15 protein-coding genes are annotated in these 16,101 nt (G+C 70.3%); 10 read left to right on the forward strand and 5 right to left on the reverse strand.

Annotated features, from left to right (window positions below; all coding sequences use genetic code 11):
- Positions 1-52: 52 nt before the first annotated feature.
- The 4 genes from IEY87_RS26795 to IEY87_RS26810 are packed head-to-tail and all read left to right on the forward strand — an operon-like array spanning position 53 to position 4,375.
- The gene (locus IEY87_RS26795) at positions 53-1,408 is read left to right on the forward strand and encodes a cellulose binding domain-containing protein (RefSeq protein ID WP_189141548.1); all 1,356 of its coding nucleotides are present in this window, start codon (positions 53-55) and stop codon (positions 1,406-1,408) included.
- A gap of 12 nt (positions 1,409-1,420) precedes the next feature.
- The gene (locus tag IEY87_RS26800) at positions 1,421-2,680 is read left to right on the forward strand and encodes an extracellular solute-binding protein (RefSeq protein WP_189141549.1); all 1,260 of its coding nucleotides are present in this window, start codon (positions 1,421-1,423) and stop codon (positions 2,678-2,680) included.
- A 1-nt stretch (position 2,681) separates the two neighbouring features.
- Entirely contained in the window at positions 2,682-3,560 is an 879-nt protein-coding gene (locus IEY87_RS26805; RefSeq protein WP_225278070.1) for a carbohydrate ABC transporter permease, read from the forward strand.
- Positions 3,557-4,375, forward strand: coding sequence for a carbohydrate ABC transporter permease (locus IEY87_RS26810; protein WP_189141550.1), 819 nt, complete (start codon positions 3,557-3,559; stop codon positions 4,373-4,375). Before IEY87_RS26805 ends, IEY87_RS26810 begins: the two co-directional genes overlap by 4 nt.
- 15 nt (positions 4,376-4,390) lie before the next feature.
- On the opposite strand, the gene IEY87_RS26815 is transcribed toward IEY87_RS26810, so the two are convergent.
- Positions 4,391-5,329 carry an N-acetylglucosamine kinase gene (locus tag IEY87_RS26815; protein WP_189141551.1) on the reverse strand — a complete coding sequence of 313 codons (939 nt, stop codon included), beginning with the start codon at positions 5,327-5,329 and terminating at the stop codon, positions 4,391-4,393.
- A gap of 79 nt (positions 5,330-5,408) precedes the next feature.
- On the opposite strand from IEY87_RS26815, the gene IEY87_RS26820 reads away from it, so the two are divergent.
- The 5 genes from IEY87_RS26820 to IEY87_RS26840 are packed head-to-tail and all read left to right on the forward strand — an operon-like array spanning position 5,409 to position 10,267.
- Positions 5,409-6,278: a MurR/RpiR family transcriptional regulator gene (locus IEY87_RS26820; protein WP_225278069.1), complete on the forward strand. Its 870-nt coding sequence runs from the start codon at positions 5,409-5,411 to the stop codon at positions 6,276-6,278.
- Positions 6,279-7,013 (forward strand): sugar isomerase domain-containing protein, encoded by a 735-nt coding sequence (locus IEY87_RS26825; RefSeq protein ID WP_189141552.1) that lies wholly within the window; start codon positions 6,279-6,281, stop codon positions 7,011-7,013.
- Positions 7,014-7,032: 19 nt separating this feature from the next.
- Positions 7,033-8,445, forward strand: a complete 1,413-nt coding sequence (ngcE, locus tag IEY87_RS26830) for an N-acetylglucosamine/diacetylchitobiose ABC transporter substrate-binding protein (RefSeq protein ID WP_189141553.1) — start codon at positions 7,033-7,035, stop codon at positions 8,443-8,445.
- Positions 8,445-9,356 carry a carbohydrate ABC transporter permease gene (locus IEY87_RS26835; protein ID WP_189141554.1) on the forward strand — a complete coding sequence of 304 codons (912 nt, stop codon included), beginning with the start codon at positions 8,445-8,447 and terminating at the stop codon, positions 9,354-9,356. The genes ngcE and IEY87_RS26835 overlap by 1 nt, the downstream gene beginning before the upstream one ends.
- A 2-nt stretch (positions 9,357-9,358) precedes the next feature.
- Positions 9,359-10,267 (forward strand): carbohydrate ABC transporter permease, encoded by a 909-nt coding sequence (locus IEY87_RS26840; protein WP_189141555.1) that lies wholly within the window; start codon positions 9,359-9,361, stop codon positions 10,265-10,267.
- A gap of 7 nt (positions 10,268-10,274) precedes the next feature.
- Here the strand turns inward: IEY87_RS26840 and IEY87_RS26845 are convergent, their stop codons facing one another.
- Positions 10,275-11,438: an ROK family protein gene (locus tag IEY87_RS26845; protein WP_189141556.1), complete on the reverse strand. Its 1,164-nt coding sequence runs from the start codon at positions 11,436-11,438 to the stop codon at positions 10,275-10,277.
- Positions 11,439-11,531: 93 nt separating this feature from the next.
- Positions 11,532-13,712: a 5-methyltetrahydropteroyltriglutamate--homocysteine S-methyltransferase gene (gene metE / locus IEY87_RS26850; protein ID WP_189141557.1), complete on the reverse strand. Its 2,181-nt coding sequence runs from the start codon at positions 13,710-13,712 to the stop codon at positions 11,532-11,534.
- An 82-nt stretch (positions 13,713-13,794) separates the two neighbouring features.
- On the opposite strand from metE, the gene IEY87_RS26855 reads away from it, so the two are divergent.
- Positions 13,795-14,634, forward strand: a complete 840-nt coding sequence (locus IEY87_RS26855) for a LysR family transcriptional regulator (RefSeq protein ID WP_225278088.1) — start codon at positions 13,795-13,797, stop codon at positions 14,632-14,634.
- On the opposite strand, the gene IEY87_RS26860 is transcribed toward IEY87_RS26855, so the two are convergent.
- Positions 14,627-15,307, reverse strand: coding sequence for a DNA alkylation repair protein (locus tag IEY87_RS26860; RefSeq protein WP_189141559.1), 681 nt, complete (start codon positions 15,305-15,307; stop codon positions 14,627-14,629). The two genes, IEY87_RS26855 and IEY87_RS26860, sit on opposite strands and share 8 nt — an antisense overlap.
- Positions 15,304-15,972: a TetR/AcrR family transcriptional regulator gene (locus IEY87_RS26865; protein WP_189141560.1), complete on the reverse strand. Its 669-nt coding sequence runs from the start codon at positions 15,970-15,972 to the stop codon at positions 15,304-15,306. Before IEY87_RS26865 ends, IEY87_RS26860 begins: the two co-directional genes overlap by 4 nt.
- Between the last annotated feature and the right edge of the window lie 129 nt (positions 15,973-16,101).

Raw genomic sequence — 16,101 nt, forward strand, 5'->3', positions numbered from 1 at the left:
TGTTTGGCATGCCGCACATTCGGGGGCCGTTCAAACAAGGAGAACCCCACCCATGTCGCGAAATTTCCGAAAGATCCTGCTGTCCTTAGCCACCCCCCTGGCTCTGATCGCAACCCTGGCCATCGCCAACCCCGCCAGCGCCGCCCAGGCCATCCGCCTCCAGTACAGAACCAGCGCCCCCGGCACCACCACCGCCCAAGCCGAGCCCTGGCTCCAGCTCTTCAACGACGGCACCACCACGATCCCCCTCAACCAGGTCAAAATCCGCTACTACCTCACCGGCACCGAGACCTACCGCTTCGCCTGCTCCTGGGCGGTGATCTCCTGCTCAACGGTCACCGGCCACTTCGTCCCCCAATCAGCCGGCGCGCAGTACCTGGAGATCGGCTTCACCGCAGGCCAACTGGCCCCCGGCGCCACCACAAGAGACCTGCAACTCCGCTTCTACCGAGCCGACTGGCAGAGCTTCACCCAGAACGACGACCCCTCCTACGGCCCCCAGACCTCCTACACGGACTGGAACAAGATCGCCGTCTACGTGAACGGCCAGCTGGCCTGGGGCGACCCATCCGGCAGTAACCCAGACCCGGACCCCGACCCGACAGACCCACCCGGCCCCGGCGGCGTCCTGTTCGACGATTTCACGTACACGAACTCCAGCGACCCCAGGCTGGCTCAGCGCGGCTGGACCGTGCGCGGCAGCTCGGGCGGCCCAGGCGTGCCCGGCGCCACCTGGTCCCCGTCGGCGATCACCTTCCCCAGCGGCCTGCTCACCTTGGACTCCTCGACGAACGGCACCAACTCGGGCACCGTCCACACCGAGCTCTCCACCGCCAACCGCAAGTTCTTCGAGGGCACGTACGGCGCCCGCGTGCGTTTCACCGATGCCCCGACCAGCGGCCCCGACGGCGAGCACGTCGTGCAGACGTTCTTCACCATCACCCCGCTCCGCTTCAACCTGGACCCCGACTACGGCGAGCTCGACTTCGAGTATCTGCCGAACGGCGGCTGGGGCGAGCCGTCCAACATCCTCTACACCACGAGCTGGGAGACCTACCAGGCCGAGCCGTGGCAGGCGGTGAACGCGCACACCGAGGAGCGCGCCAGCTTCGCCGGCTGGCATGACCTGGTGATCCAGGTGTCCGGCGGCCACATCAAGTACTACGTCGACGGCCGGCTGTTCGCCGACCACAGCGGCATCTACTACCCCGAGACGCCGATGTGGATCATGTTCAACCAGTGGTTCATCGACCTCCAGGCCGCCACCGGCACCCGCACCTACCGCCAGCAGGTCGACTGGGTCTACCACGCCAAGAACGAGGTCGTCTCGCCTGCCGGCGTGCTGAGCCGGGTCAACGACCTCCGCGCCGAGGGCACCGCCTTCCGCGACACCGTCCCCAACCCGTAGCGAGAAGGCACCATGAAACACCGACTCACCGCCGCGGTGGCGGCACTGGCCCTGGCCGCGGCGGCGTGCGGCTCGGGCGCGAGCACAGGCACCCCGGCGAGCAGCGGCCCGGTCAAGCTGGCCGTCTGGATCATGGACGGCAGCGTCACGCAGGACCTGCTGAAGACGTTCGAGACCCGCTACGAGACCGCCCATCCGAAAACAGACCTAGACCTCCAGATCCAGGCGTGGGACGGCATCGGCGAGCGGGTGACCGCCGCGCTGGCCAGCACCGACGCCCCCGACGTGATCGAGGTGGGCAACACCCAGGTGGCGCAGTACGCGGCCAGCGGCGGCGTCACCGACCTCACCGCCAAGGTCGCCGACCTCAAGGGCGAGGACTGGCTGCCCGGCCTGGCCCAGCCGGGCAACATCGACGGCAAGCAGTACGGCGTCCCGTGGTACGCCGCCAACCGGGTCGTCGTCTACAACAAGGACCTGTTCGCCAAGGCCGGCATCGACACCCCACCGAAAACCAGGGACGAATGGCTAAATGTCACGGAAAAGCTGAACAAGGGCGGTAACCAGGGCATCTACCTCCCCGGCCAGACCTGGTACGCGCTCGCCGGATTCGTCTGGGACGAGGGCGGTGACCTCGCCGTACAAGAAGGCGGCAAGTGGCGAGGCGCCCTGGACACCCCGCAGGCGCTGGCCGGGATGGACTTCTACAAGCGCCTCCAGGCCCTCGGCAAGGGCCCCAAGGAGGCCGACGAGGCCAACCCGCCCCAGCACGAGGTGTTCGCCCAGGGCAAGACCGCCCAGATCGTCGCCGTCCCCGGCATCGCCGCCCGCGTCCTGGAGGTCGAGCCGAAGCTCAAGGGCAAGATGGGCTTCTTCCCGATCCCCGGCAAGACCGCCGACAAGCCAGGCGCCGTCTTCACCGGCGGCTCCGACCTGATCATCCCGGCCGCGGCGAAGCACCAGGACGAGGCCTACGAGGTGATCAAGGAGCTGGCCGGCGAGCAGTTCCAGACCGAGCTGGCCAAGGCCATGAGCTTCGTGCCCAACCGCACGTCGCTGGCCTCGGTGCTGTCCGGGGACGAGGGCACCGCCGCCATGGCGGTCGGCGCCGCCGTCGGCCGGGCCACCCCGAACACCCCCAACTGGGCGGCCGTCGAGGCCACCTCGGTCATCAAGCAGTACATGACCGCGGTGCTCACCGGCGCCGACCCCGCCACCGAGGCCAAGAAGGTCTCCGAGTCCATCACCACGACACTCAACAGCGGGTCCTGAGTTGCGGACCCGCTCCCTGTGGCCCTACCTGCTCATCGCGCCAACGGTGGCGGGTGGGGCCTTCCTCCTCCTTTACCCGCTGCTCAAGGCGGCCGTGATCTCGCTGCAGCACTTCCGGATGGGCGAGCTCATCCGGGGCGGCGCCGCGCTCGTCGGCCTGGAGAACTACCAGGAGCTGCTGGGCGGCGCCGAGTTCTGGCAGGTGCTGCTGCGCACGGTCGTCTGGACCGCGATCAACGTGGCGCTCATCGTGGCGCTGGCCACCGGCGTCGCCCTGATGCTCGTCCGGCTGCGGCGCGGCATGCGCCTGGCCCTGATGAGCGCGCTCGCCCTGGCCTGGGCCACGCCGGTGATCGCGGCCACCACGATCTTCCAGTGGCTGTTCCAGTCGGAGCTCGGCGTGGTCAACTGGCTGCTGACCACGCTCGGCCTCGACTCCTTCGACGGCTACACCTGGTTCGCGAACGGCAACGCGACCTTCGCCGTCCTGGTCATCCTGGTCGTCTGGCAGTCGGTGCCGTTCGCCGCGCTCACCCTCTACGCGGGCCTGACCACGATCCCGGCCGAGCTGTACGAATCGGCCAGGATCGACGGCGGTACCGGGTGGCAGGTCTTCTGGAAGATCACCGTACCGATCCTCAGGCAGCTCTTCGCGCTGATCACCGCGCTGGAGGTGATCTGGGTGGCCAAATGCTTCCCGCAGATCTGGGTGCTCAGCCAGGGCGGCCCCGGCGACGCCACCACCACCCTGCCGATCTACGCGTTCAAGGTCGCCCGGGTGCTGCACCGCTACGACTTGGGCTCGGCGGTCGCCCTGCTCACCGTCGGCATCCTCGCCGTGGCCCTGATCAGCAACCTGCGACGGATGGTCCGCTCATGAGAAGGCTCACGCTCAACGCCGCGGCGCTGGCCGTACTGCTGGTGACGATCTTCCCGGTGTACTGGATGTTCCTGACGGCGTTCAAGCCGACCCGGGACATCCAGTCGGAGACCCCGACGTTCTGGCCCACCGCCCCCACGCTGGAGCATTTCGCGACCGCCGTGAGCGCGCCCGGGTTCTGGACCTTCTGGCGCAACAGCTTGCTGGTGACCGTGGTCGCGGTGCTGCTCGCGCTGGTGGTGGCGCTGCTGGCGGCGTTCGCGGTGGCCCGGATGCGGTGGCGGGGGAGGGGCGCGTTCGTGGTCATGGTGTTCGCCGCGCAGATGGCGCCGTGGGAGGCGCTGCTGGTGCCGGTGTTCATCATCGCCAGGGACACCGAGTTGCTCGACTCGCTGGCCATGCTGACCGGGGTCTACTTCATGATCACGCTGCCGTTCACGATCGTCGCCCTGCGCGGGTTCCTCGCCGCGATCCCGCCGGAGCTGGAGGAGGCGGCCCAGGTCGACGGGTGCAGCCGGCTCGTGGCGTTCCGCCGGGTGGTCTTTCCGCTGCTCGCGCCAGGGCTGATGGCGACGTCGCTGTTCGGGTTCATCACCGCCTGGAACGAGTTCGCCTTCGTCAACGTGCTGATCATCAAGGACCACGACAAACGGACGCTGCCCGTCTGGCTGTCGTCCTTCCGCGACGTCTTCGGCACCGACTGGGGCGCGACCATGGCCGCCGCCAGCCTCTTCGCGCTCCCGGCGCTGCTGCTTTTCCTCTTCCTGCAGCGCCGCGTGGGCACGGGCATGACAGCAGGGGCGATCAAAGGGTGAACCAAGCGGGGGCGGTCAAGGGGTGAAACGGGCGTGCGCGGCCTTCCGATCCTCCTCCGGCAGCAGGTCGCGGGTGGCCAGCCAGGCCGCCGCCCCCGCGATGTCCCGCGCCGTCGCCACCTCCTGGTCGGCCAGCAACTCCTGGACGCCCTGCCGTACCGGACCTTCGTTCGTCAGCACGCTCCCCGCGAGCACCACCGGACCGGAGACATGCACCCGCCTGACCGTGGCGACCAGGTGATCGGCCGCCTCGCGGGCGATCCCGAGGGCCATCGGGTCGCCCGCCGAGGCGGCCCGGCTCACCAGGGACGACAGCGCGGCCAGCCGCATGTGGTCCGCCTGCGCGAGCCGTACCAGTCGATCGGCGGTGTCGCGCGGCGCGGAGCGGCGCTCGGCGCCGAGGAAGTGCTCCAGCACCAGCTCGGTGAGCAGGCCGGCGAAGGAGCCGCGGTCGAGGGACGCGGCGACGGCCTTGGCGGCGGCGCGGCCGATCCAGAAGCCGGAGCCCTCGTCGCCGAGCAGCCAGCCGAGGCCGTCGGCGATGGCCACCATCTCGTAGCCGGCGATCCGGGCCGCCACCGCGCCCGTGCCCGACAGCAGCAGCGAGCCGTCCGGCTCGGGCGTGCCCGCGGCGTAGGCGATCGTCACGTCGCCCGTGAGCCGGGGGCCGGCCGGGATGCCCAGGTCGGCCCAGATCCTGCCCAGCGCGGGCGCCATCGACTGGACATGCCCCGCGACCCCGGCCAGGGACGCCACCACGCGGGAGCCGTCCTGGCCGGTCAGCGCCTCATGCAGGGTGTCACCGATGGCGGTCACCGCCTTGGCCAGGCCGTGCGCGCTGGGGTTGCCCGCGCTTCCGGTGGCGTAGCCGACGCGGGTGCCGTCGAGGGTGTGCACCGCGACCCGGGTGGAGGTGGCCCCGGCGTCGACTCCGACTACGAGCGAATAAGTCACGATCAGATTGTGGGTCTTGACTTGACCGCTTTGCAAGAATAATTTTCGCCAGAAGACGCGATATCCGGAAGGAATATTCGTGACTTCAGGAGCACTGGGTCGAATCGCCACCGAACTGTCCGGTCTGCCCGAGGCGTTGCGCCGGGTCGGCGAGGTCATCCTCGCGGATCCGGCGGAGGCCGCCAGGTCGACCATCATCACGCTGGCCGAGCGCGCGGGCAGCTCGCCCGCGACCGTGACGCGGTTCTGCCGCGCCTTCGGCTTCACCGGCTACGCCGAGCTGCGGGTGGCGCTGGCCACCGAGACCGGCCGGGCCGCCCAGGCGGGCTGGGGCGCCGGCGTGGGGCACGAGATCGGCCCCGACGACCCGATCGACGCGGCCATCGAGGTGATGGCCGCCGCCGACACCCGGCTCATCCAGGACACCGCCGCCCAGCTCGACCCGGGCGTGGTGGCCAAGGTCGCCGACGACATCATCGCCGCCCGCAGGGTGCTCCTGGTCGGCGTCTCCACCAGCGGCAACGTCGCGACCATGCTGGAGGGCCGGCTGCGGCGCATCGGCATCCCGTGCTGGAGCGCGGGCGACGCGCACGTCGCCCTGTCGGAGGCGGCCCTGATGACCGCCGAGGACATCGCGATCGGCATCAGCCACCGCGGCCGCACCCGGGAGGTCATGGAGGCGCTGGCCGAGGCTGGCAGCCACGGCGCCAGGACGGTCGCCGTCACCTCCTTCGCCCGCTCCCCGCTGGCCGAGCTCGCCGACCTGGTGCTGACGACGGCCAGCAGGGAGACCACGTTCCGGCTCGGCGGGCTGGCCGCGGTCCACTCGCAGCTGTTCGTGCTCGACGCCGTCTACGTGGCGGTCGCCCAGCGCACCTACGAGCGCACCAACCAGGCGTTCGAGCTCACGATCAGCGCAGTGGAGAGCCACCGCGTGGAGAGAGGCTAGATGACGTACGCATCCATGGCCCTGGAGCTGGCCCGTCAGGTCGCCGAGACACAGCAGGAGCCGGTGCGCCGCGCGGCGGCGGCCGTCGTGGCGTCGCTGCGGGCGGGCGGCGTGGTCAACGCGTTCGGGTCGGGGCACTCCGAGGCCATCGCCATGGAGATCGCGGGCCGGGCGGGCGGCCTGGTGCCCAGCAACCGGCTCACGCCCAAAGACCTGGTCCTGTACGGCGGCGAACCGGCCAGTGTGCTCACCCCCGAGCTCGAACGCGATCCGGCGGTCGCGCACCGGATCTACGAGCTGGCGCCGGTCGCGCCGCAGGACGTGTTCGTGCTGGTCTCCAGCTCGGGCGTGAACGGCACGGTGGTCGAGCTGGCCTCGATCGTCAAGGAGCGCGGCCACCAGTTGATCGCGATCACCTCGGTCAAGCACAGCATCCAGATGACCTCCCGGCACCCGTCGGGCGGCAAGCTGCTGGACCTGGCCGACATCGTGCTGGACAACGGCGCGCCGTACGGCGACGCCCTCATGGAGTTGCCCGGCGGCGGCAGCTACGGCGCGGTCTCCACGATCACCTCGGCGCTGCTGGCCCAGATGGTCGTCACCGAGGCCGTGGACCTGCTGGTGGAGCTGGGTGAGACGCCTCCGGTCTACCTGTCGGTAAACGTTACCGGCGGCGACGAGCACAACAAGGCCCTGGAGAGCCGCTACGCGGGACGCATCAGACGTGGAGCTTGACCAGTCAGGAGTAGTTCACATGACCAACACCCCCCACCACATCACCCGGCGCGCGCTCCTGCGTGCCGCCGCCATCGCCCCCGTGGCGGGCGCGCTCGCCGCGTGCGCCACCCCGCAGAGCCAGGCCCCCGCCTCGTCGGCGGCCCCGCTCGCCACCAGCGCCGCCAACCCGTTCGGCGTGGACGCCAAGAAGCCGCTGGAGGTGTGGATCTTCGACGGCGGTTTCGGCGACGCCTACGCCACCGACATCCACCAGCCGCTGTTCAAGACGAAGTATCCGGACGCGGCGATCAAGCACAACGTCACCAAGGAGATCACCAAGGTCCTGCAGCCGAGGTTCGCCGGCGGCAACCCGCCGGACGTCATCGACAACTCCGGCGCCAACGCCATGGACCTGGGCGCGCTGGCCCAGGACGGCCAGCTCCAGGACCTCACCCCGATGCTGGACGCGCCGAGCTGGGACGACCCCGCCGTCAAGGTCAGGGACATCCTCGACCCGGCGGTGGTCGAGTTCGGCACCTACGACGGCAAGTTCAGCGTGCTGGGCTACGTCAACTACATCCACGGCATCTGGTACTCACAGAAGGTCTTCCGGGACAACGGCTGGACGGTGCCGACGACCTGGGACGAGTTCCTCAAGCTGTGCGAGACGATCAAGAAGTCCGGCAAGATGGCGCCGTTCACCTACGCCGGCAAGCACCCGCAATATCTCTACGAGCCGCTGCTCACCATGGCCGCGAAGATCGGCGGCAACGAGGTCCTCGTCAACATCGACAACCTCGAGGACGGCGCCTGGTCCAGCGAGCCGATGAAGACGGCGGCCACCGCCTGGGCCGAGGTCGGCGCCAAGTATCTGATGGAGGGCACCGCCGGCCTGGACCACGTCCAGACCCAGACGGCGCAGAACAAATACCAGGTGGCCATGCTGCCGTCCGGGTCGTGGCTGGAGAACGAGCAGAAGACCACCACCCCCGACGACTTCGAGTACGGCATGTTCCCCATCCCCGACTTCACCGCTTCCGACAAGATGCCGCACGGCACCCTGCACACCCAGCCCGGCGAGTCGTTCATCGTCCCGTCGAAGGGCGCCAACCCGCAGGGCGGCATGGAGTACCTGCGGGCCATGCTCTCGAAGAAGGCGGCCGGCGACTTCAGCGAGCTGGTCCGTACCGTGTCGGTGGTCAAGGGCGCGGGGGAGGGGCGGGAGCTGTCGCCCGGCGCGAAGAGTGCCACGGCGGCGATCGCCGCCGCCGGCGCCAACACCGTCTACTACCGCTGGCGCACCTGGTACGCCCAGCTCCACGACGAGGCCGTCGCCGCCACCGGGCAGCTCATGAGCGGCGGCGTCACGCCCGAGGAGTACGTGCAGCGCCTGCAGAAGAAGGCGGATGAGATCAAGAACGACTCCTCGATCAAGAAATACAAGCGCTGATGTTCAACACCTATCGCCGGGGCCTGTTCATCACCGCGTTCCTGGCGGCCCCGGTGACGCTCTACCTGGTCTACGTCATCTCGCCGTACGCCCAGGCGTTCTACATCGCGATGACCGACTGGCGAGGCGTGACCGCCACGCCGAACTTCGTCGGGCTGGACAACTTCGTCAGGCTCTTCTCCGACGGAGTCTTCTGGAAGGCGGTCACGCACAACGCGGCGCTCCTCGTGCTGCTGCCGCTGGTGACGATCGTCATCGCCCTGTTCTTCGCGTTCCTGCTCAACGTGGGCAGCGAAGGGCGGGGCGTGGGCGGGGTCGCCGGGTCGAAGTTCTACCGGGTGCTGTTCTTCTTCCCGCAGGTGCTGGCCGTGACCGTGGTCGCGGTGCTGTTCCAGCAGGTGTTCCGGCCCGACGGCAGCGGCATGCTGAACGGGCCGCTGATGGCGCTGGGGGCGAGGCCGGTGGGCTTCCTGTCCGATCCGGACGTCGCGTTCTGGTCGGTGCTCGGCGTCATGGTGTGGCAGGCGGTCGGCTTCTACGTGGTGCTCTTCTCGGCCGGGCTCGCCTCCATCCCGCGGGACATGTTCGAGGCGGCGCAGATCGACGGGGCCGGGCGGGTCAGCCTGTTCTTCCGGATCACGCTGCCGCTGCTCTGGGACACCGTGCAGGTGGCCTGGGTCTACCTCGGCATCCTGGCGATGGACGTGTTCGCGATCGTGTGGGTGATGACGGACCAGCACGGCGGCCCGGACTTCTCCACCACGGTCATGGCCACCGAGATCTACCGCAACGCCTTCCAGCACTTCCGCTTCGGCTACGCCTCGGCGCTGGGCGTCGTGATGTTCTTCTTCACCATCGGCTTCGCCATCCTGTCGCTGCGCCTGTCGCGTCGCGAAAGAATCGAGTACTAGAGATGACCTCGTGGACGGTCGCGAACTCCCGCAAGCTGGCCCGCCAGGAGACCCGGCGGCGGCTGGGGCCGATGGCGATGCTGTCGCACCTGGCGCTGCTGCTGTGGACCGTGCTGACGCTGGTGCCGATCCTGTGGACGTTCCTGGCCTCGGTCAAGAGCGAGGACGAGATCTTCGGCGACGCATGGTCGCTGCCCGCCACCCTGCGGTGGGACAACTTCGCGCGGGCCTGGGAGCAGGCGCACATCGGCCAGTACATGCTCAACAGCGTCGTGGTGGTGACCTTCAGCACGTTCGGCACCATGCTGTGCGGCGCGATGGCCGCCTACGTGCTGGCCCGCTACTCCTTCCGCGGCAACCGGGCCGTCTATCTGCTGTTCGTCTCCGGCCTGGCCTTCCCGGTCTATCTGGCGCTGACGCCGCTGTTCTTCGTGGTGCAGAACATGGGCAACGTGCCGCTGGTCGGGCCGTTCATCGGGCTCAACACGCACGCGGGCCTGGTGCTGGTCTACATCGCCTACTCGATGCCGTTCACGGTGTTCTTCCTGGCGGCGTTCTTCCGCACACTGCCCACGGCGGTGGGGGAGGCGGCCATGGTGGACGGCGCGTCGCACACCCGCGTCTTCTTCCAGATCATGCTGCCGATGGCCAGGCCGGGCCTGGTGAGCATCACCATCTTCAACATCCTGGGCCAGTGGAACCAGTATCAACTCCCGCTGGTGCTGCTGCAGGAGCGGGACAAGTGGGTGCTCACGCAGGGCATCGCGGACATCTCCACGGCCGCCGGGTACGACTCCGACTGGGCCGCCCTGTTCGCCGCGCTGACGCTGGCCATCCTGCCGATGCTGGTCGTCTACACGATCTTCCAGCGGCAGATCCAGTCGGGCCTGACCATGGGGGCGCTCAAGTAGGGCGCATTCATGTGGGCCGGGTGACGAGCAGCGGGTCGTCCAGGATGGCCGCCGCCGCGAAACAGGTGGCGCCGTGCAGCGCGGCGTCGCGTCCATGGCCCGCGGCGCGCACCTCGAACGGCGGCGAGACCCGCAGCGTGTCCTGCGCGATCACCGGCCCGAGCCACTTCACCAGCCTGCCGAAGTGCCCGCCGAGGACGACCACCTGCGGGTTCAGCAGCATGCGAGCGTTCATGACGACCGAGTGGATCCGCTCGGCGGCCTCCCTCAGCGCCCGCAGGGTGGCGGGGTCTCCCCGCTCGGCCCGCTCGGCGATCTCCTCCACGCCCCGCTCGTGCTCGCCGATGCCGGTGCGCTCCAGCAGCGCCTGCAGGGACACGTAACGCTCCAGGCAGCCGCGCCGGCCGCAGGGGCAGGGGAGCCCGCCCGGCTCGACCTCCAGGTGACCGAGCTCGCCCGCCGCCCCGTGCGCCCCGTACACCAGGCGGCCGTCCACCACGACCCCGCCGCCGGCGCCGAGCCCGCCCGCCAGGTAGATCAGGTCGCGCACCCCGGTCAGGCGCAGCGACTGGTACTCGGCCCAGGTCTCCAGGTTGCCGTCGTTGACCAGGGCGACCGGCCCGATCCCGGGGAGGTGCTCGTGCAGGGCCGCCAGCAGCGGCGCGAGCCGCCACCCGAACGGCACGCTGGTCACGATGCCCCGGTCCGTCCACCCGGGCACGGCCACCACGACCGACACGGTCCGCCCGTGCCAGTCGCCCACCGCCCGCGTGACCCGCTCGGCCAGCGCCTTGGCCGCCTCGTCCACCGTCGGCGCGGTCAGCCCGTGCGGCGCCTGCTCCTGATAGCGCTCCCGCTCGGCCAGATCGGTGACCCGCACCGAGATGAACGTCGGATCCAGCCGGACGCCGACGGCCGCCACCGAGTTGTGCCCGAGCGTCAGCAGCCGCCGGGGCCGCCCGGCCGAGCCGGTGCCGCGCAGCCCCACCTCCTCGGCCAGCCCGTAGCCGATCAGCTCACCGACCAGGCTGGTGACCGCGCCGGCGCCCAGCCCGGTGTCCCCGGACACCTCGATCCTGGAGCTCTGCCCGTGATCGCGCAGGTGGTGCAGAACAAGGGAGAGATTGTGGCGCCGCAGGCTGAGCACGTCCGCTGCCTCGGAGTCCTTCACAGCGGAATTGTACGTTTTATTGACAGAGGACGACGTTGTGGCGGTACACCGGTGTTCTCTGGGCTTTCTGGCGCACCATGACGACGGAAGGGCTCACCGAGCGTTACCGGAGGTGAGCTCGGCCCGCAGTCTGCCGGTCGCCGCCGCCACGTTGGCCAGGGCCGCCTCCACCTGCTCGTAGGTGCGGGTCTTCAGCCCGCAGTCCGGGTTGACCCAGACCCGCTCGGCGGGCAGCGCCGCCAGCGTCCTGCGCAGCAGCTCCTCGACCTCCGCGCCGGAGGGCACCCGGGGCGAGTGGATGTCGTACACGCCCGGCCCCAGCCCGCGGCCGAAGGAGCCGACCGCGTCCAGGATCCGCGCCCCGGACCGGGCCGACTCGATCGTCGTCACGTCGGCGTCCAGCCCGTCGATGGCCGCCAGGATCTCGCCGGCGTCGGAGTAGCACAGGTGCGTGTGGATCTGTGTGCTGTCACCCGCCCCCGAGGTGGCCCGGCGGTAGGCGGCCACCGCCCACTCCAGATAACCGGCCTGCCCGGCGCGGCGCAGCGGCAGCAGCTCGCGCAGCGCGGGCTCGTCCACCTGGATGATCGACAGCCCCGCCGCCTCCAGGTCGCGCACCTCCTCGCGCACCGCGTCCGCCACCTGGAAGGTCACCTCGCGCAGCGGCAGGTCGTCGCGGACGAACGACCAGGCCACGATCGTGACCGGCCCGGTGAGCATGCCCTTGACCGGCTTGCCGGTGAGCGATCGGGCGTGCCGGGCCCAGCGCACGGTGATCGGCTCGGGCCGGGCCACGTCGCCGTGCAGGATGGGCGGCTTGGTGCAGCGGGAGCCGTAGGACTGGACCCAGCCGTTCCTGGTGACGGCGAAGCCGTCGAGGTGCTCGGCGAAGTACTGCACCATGTCGTTGCGCTCCGGCTCACCGTGCACGAGCACGTCCAGCCCGAGCCGCTCCTGCAGCCGTACGACCCGCTCGATCTCGGCCTCCACCAGGCGCTCGTAGTCCCCGGCGGCCAGCGTGCCCGCCGCCAGGGCCGCGCGGGCCTGGCGCAGCTCGCCGGTCTGCGGGAACGACCCGATCGTGGTGATCGGCAGCACCGGCAGCCGCAGGTGCGCGGCCTGCGCCGCCGCCCGCACCTCGTACGGGCTGCGCCGCTCGACCGGCTCCGGCCGCGCGCTCGGCGCAGCGCGCTCGACCGGCTCCGGCCCCTCGAAGCCGGTGCGCGCCAGCTCGACGACCTCGGCCACCTTCTGCTCGGCGAACGCCAGCCGCGCGGTCAGCTCCGGGTCCAGGTCCGGCTCGTCGCGCAGGTCGTACGGTACGTGCAGGAGCGAGCAGGACGTGCTGACCACCACCTGCCCGGCATGCTGAGCCACGGTGCGCAGCGCGTGCGCGGCCCGCTCCGGAGCCGTCCGCCACACCTCGCGGCCCGACACCACGCCCGCGACCACCGTCTTGCCCGCCAGCGCCGCGAGCCCGTCCGGCGCGCCGTTCACCAGGTCGACCCCGATGGCTTCCACGGCGGTGGCGGCCAGCACCGGCAGCGCCTCGCCCAGGTGGCCGAAGTAGGAGGCGACGAACAGGGCGGGCCGCGCCGCCACGCCCGCGAGCCGCTCGTAGGCGGTACGCACGGCGGCCAGCTCGTCCGGGGTGCGGTCGGCCACCAGCGCCGGCTCGTCGAGCTGCACCCACGCCACGCCCTCGGCGGCCAGCGCGCCGAGCAGCTCCTCGTAGCAGGCCAGCACGTCGTCCAGGCGGTCCAGCGCCGCGGCCGGGTCCGCCGACAGCAGCAGGAACGTGACCGGCCCGATCACCACGGGCCGCGTCTCGAACCCCAGCTCGCGCGCCTGCCGCAACTCGGCGAGCGGCTTGGCGGCGTCCAGCTTGAAGACCGTCTCCGGGCCGACCTCCGGCACGATGTAGTGATAGTTCGTGTCGAACCACTTGGTCATCCGCAGCGGCGCGAGCCCTTCGGTGCCGCGCGCCATGGCGAAGTAGGGGTCGGCGGCGTCCCGATAGCGCTCCGGCACCGCGCCGAGCAGCACGGCGGTGTCCAGCACCTGGTCATAGAGCGAGAAGGTGTTGGACGGCAGTGCCGCCAGCCCCAGCTCGTCCAGTCTGCGCCAGGTGTCCGCCCTGAGGGCGGCGCCCACCCGGTCGAGCTCGGCACGGCCGGTGCGGCCGTCCCAGTAGGACTCCAGCGCGCGCTTCAGCTCCCTTCGCGGGCCGATCCTCGGATATCCGAGCACAGTGGACTGCGGGAAACGGGACATCGACGACTCCTCAGTGATGGATCGAGACGCTGGCATCCTGCACAGTGAGCCGCTCGTCCTGCATCATGCATTGGTGACGGTTATGCTCAAGGAGATCCAGTGCTTCGCCAGGGTCGCCGCCCGGCTCAGCTTCTCGGCGGCCGCCGCCGACCAGGGCATGTCCCAGCCGGCCATGAGCCAGGCCATCACCAGGCTGGAGCGAGCCGCCGGGGTCAGGCTCTTCGAGCGCTCCGCCCGCGAGGTCCGGCTGACGGCCGAAGGTCTGGCGCTGCTGCCCTATGCCGAGCAGGTGCTCGAATCCGCCGCCGCGTTCACCGCAGAAGCGGCTAGGCTGGCCCGGCCCACTATTCATCTTGCTTATCCTCCGCTCATCGGCGCGCTGGCTGCCCGGATCGTCCGGAGGATGGCGAGCCGCAGCCCGGCGATCGGGGTGGAGCTGCGCATGGCGGGGCGGGCGGCCGCCTCTGCGGCGCTGGAGTCCGGCGAGGTCTCGGCGGCGATCCTGGCCATCCCGGCGCCGGTCAGGTTCGTCACGGCGGCGCGCTTCCACGTCACGGTGGACCATGTCGCCGTCCCCGCCGGGCACGCCCTGGCGGGCCGGTCCGCGCTGGTGCCCGCCGACCTGGCCGGGCACGCGCTGCTCACCCCGGAAGGCAGGCCCTGGGCCGGGCTGCCCGGCCACCGCCGGCTGCTGCCCGGCGACGACTTCGCCGCCGCGCTCGACCTGGTCGCCGCCGGCGCCGGACTGCTGCCGATCCCGCAGCTCCTGGTCAGGACCGTGCGGCGGGACGACGTCAGGTTCGTCCCGCTGGAGGCGCCCGATCTGCGCATCACCTACGCGCTGGCCTGGTCCAAGGAGCGCGTCACGGGTGAGCTGCTCGCCCTGGTGCAGGCCGTACAGGACGCGCTGTGGACTAGGTGACCGGCAGGTTCTTCAGCGCCTCGCGGCGGCTCAGTCCAGTGAGGCCCTTGACCCGCACGTAGCGGACCACCTCGCGCGGGTCGGTCCTGGCGTACTCGCGCAGCGCCCAGCCGATCGCCTTGCGGGCGAAGAAGTCGTTGTCCGACAGGCTCGGCTCGATGCAGGCGAACAGCAGCGCGGTGTCGGTGGCGGCCTTGAACCGGTTCTGGCACAGGATCGCGGTGCGCCGCTTCCACAGGTCGTCCTCGTGCGCCCACTGCAGCATCAGCGGCCGCATGGAGTCGGGGAACGCGGCGAGCAGGGCGCCGATCCGGTGCGTGGCCAGCTCGTCCACCAGATCCCACCAGGCGCCGCTGACGATCATCTCCTCGTACATCGGCACCGTGTAGAGGGTTTGGTAGTCGCGGTAGAGGTGATGGCCGGTGAGCTGGATCGCCGCGTAGAGCTCCTCGCGGTAGTCGGCCTCGCGCCAGAGCGCGAGCACCGCCCGCCGCCACTCGGGCGCGCTGTCGAGCCGATGGGCGGCGAACACCCGCTTGAGCGCGGCCCGCCGCGGCCCCGCCTGCACGCCGAGGAAGGGCATCTTGGACTTCATGTACGTCTGCATCGCGGCGGCCTTGACCGGATCCGCGACCTCCCGCAGTGCCAGCCGCACCGGCTCACCGAGGCTCATGCTCGCTGGGACGTCCGCTCACCGGTGGCCAGCCCGTCGAACAGCACGGTGATGTAGTGCTCGGCCAGCCCGGTCGTGTTGAGCCTGCCGCCGGGGCGGAACCAGCGCACCGCCACCCAGATGGTGTCGCGGATCATCCGGTAGGTCAGCTTGGCGTCGACGTCGGGGCGGAAGAGCCCGACGCCCTGCCCCGCCTTGATCTGCGCGACCCACATCTGCTCCACCTCCTCCTCGGCCTTCACCAGGTAGTTGAACCGCTCGAACTGCTGGAGATAGTTCCAGTCGTTCTGCATCACGGTGATCGCGGCGCGGTGCGGCTCCAGCGTGCCGAAGCCGATGCGCACCATCTCCGACAAGACCGTGCGCGGGTCGCCGCCGGTCTCGAGGGCCGCGCGGTAGCGGGCGATGAGATCATCGAGGAAGGTGGAGAGCACCTCGTCGACGATCGTCTCCTTGGAGTCGAAGTGGTGATAGAGGCTGCCCGACAGGATGCCCGCCTCTTCGGCGATCTCCCGGACGGTCGTGGCCTGGAAGCCCTTGCGCGCGAAGAGCTCCGCCGCGAGCTTGACGAGATGGTCACGGCGCTCGGACGCGGCGCCCGAGGAGGTCGCTCGCTGGCGCTTCGCCGGGGTGGCGGTGCCCGCGGAGTTCTTTCGCGTTGTCACGTACCCATTATGGGCCCTCAGGCAATCGCTTGTTCACCTGTCCGGCCCAGCTCATCGCTGCGGCCAAGCGCTTGATAGGCATCAGGGCCCCGCTGAGCACCGGGACGGAGTTCGTCCGGGGAGGACAGG

Source organism: Nonomuraea glycinis, from assembly GCF_014646515.1.
In the GTDB taxonomy this organism is placed as follows: domain Bacteria; phylum Actinomycetota; class Actinomycetes; order Streptosporangiales; family Streptosporangiaceae; genus Nonomuraea; species Nonomuraea glycinis.

What these genes read in the sequence shown, in the direction of transcription:
- IEY87_RS26795 (WP_189141548.1), top strand. Translation starts at nt 53, where the DNA reads ATGTCGCGAAATTTCCGAAAGATCCTGCTGTCCTTAGCCACCCCCCTG.
- IEY87_RS26800 (WP_189141549.1), top strand. Translation starts at nt 1,421, where the DNA reads ATGAAACACCGACTCACCGCCGCGGTGGCGGCACTGGCCCTGGCCGCG.
- IEY87_RS26810 (WP_189141550.1), top strand. Translation starts at nt 3,557, where the DNA reads ATGAGAAGGCTCACGCTCAACGCCGCGGCGCTGGCCGTACTGCTGGTG.
- IEY87_RS26825 (WP_189141552.1), top strand. Translation starts at nt 6,279, where the DNA reads ATGACGTACGCATCCATGGCCCTGGAGCTGGCCCGTCAGGTCGCCGAG.
- ngcE (WP_189141553.1), top strand. Translation starts at nt 7,033, where the DNA reads ATGACCAACACCCCCCACCACATCACCCGGCGCGCGCTCCTGCGTGCC.
- IEY87_RS26835 (WP_189141554.1), top strand. Translation starts at nt 8,445, where the DNA reads ATGTTCAACACCTATCGCCGGGGCCTGTTCATCACCGCGTTCCTGGCG.
- IEY87_RS26840 (WP_189141555.1), top strand. Translation starts at nt 9,359, where the DNA reads ATGACCTCGTGGACGGTCGCGAACTCCCGCAAGCTGGCCCGCCAGGAG.
- metE (WP_189141557.1), bottom strand. Translation starts at nt 13,712, where the DNA reads ATGTCCCGTTTCCCGCAGTCCACTGTGCTCGGATATCCGAGGATCGGC.
- IEY87_RS26855 (WP_225278088.1), top strand. Translation starts at nt 13,795, where the DNA reads ATGCTCAAGGAGATCCAGTGCTTCGCCAGGGTCGCCGCCCGGCTCAGC.
- IEY87_RS26860 (WP_189141559.1), bottom strand. Translation starts at nt 15,307, where the DNA reads ATGAGCCTCGGTGAGCCGGTGCGGCTGGCACTGCGGGAGGTCGCGGAT.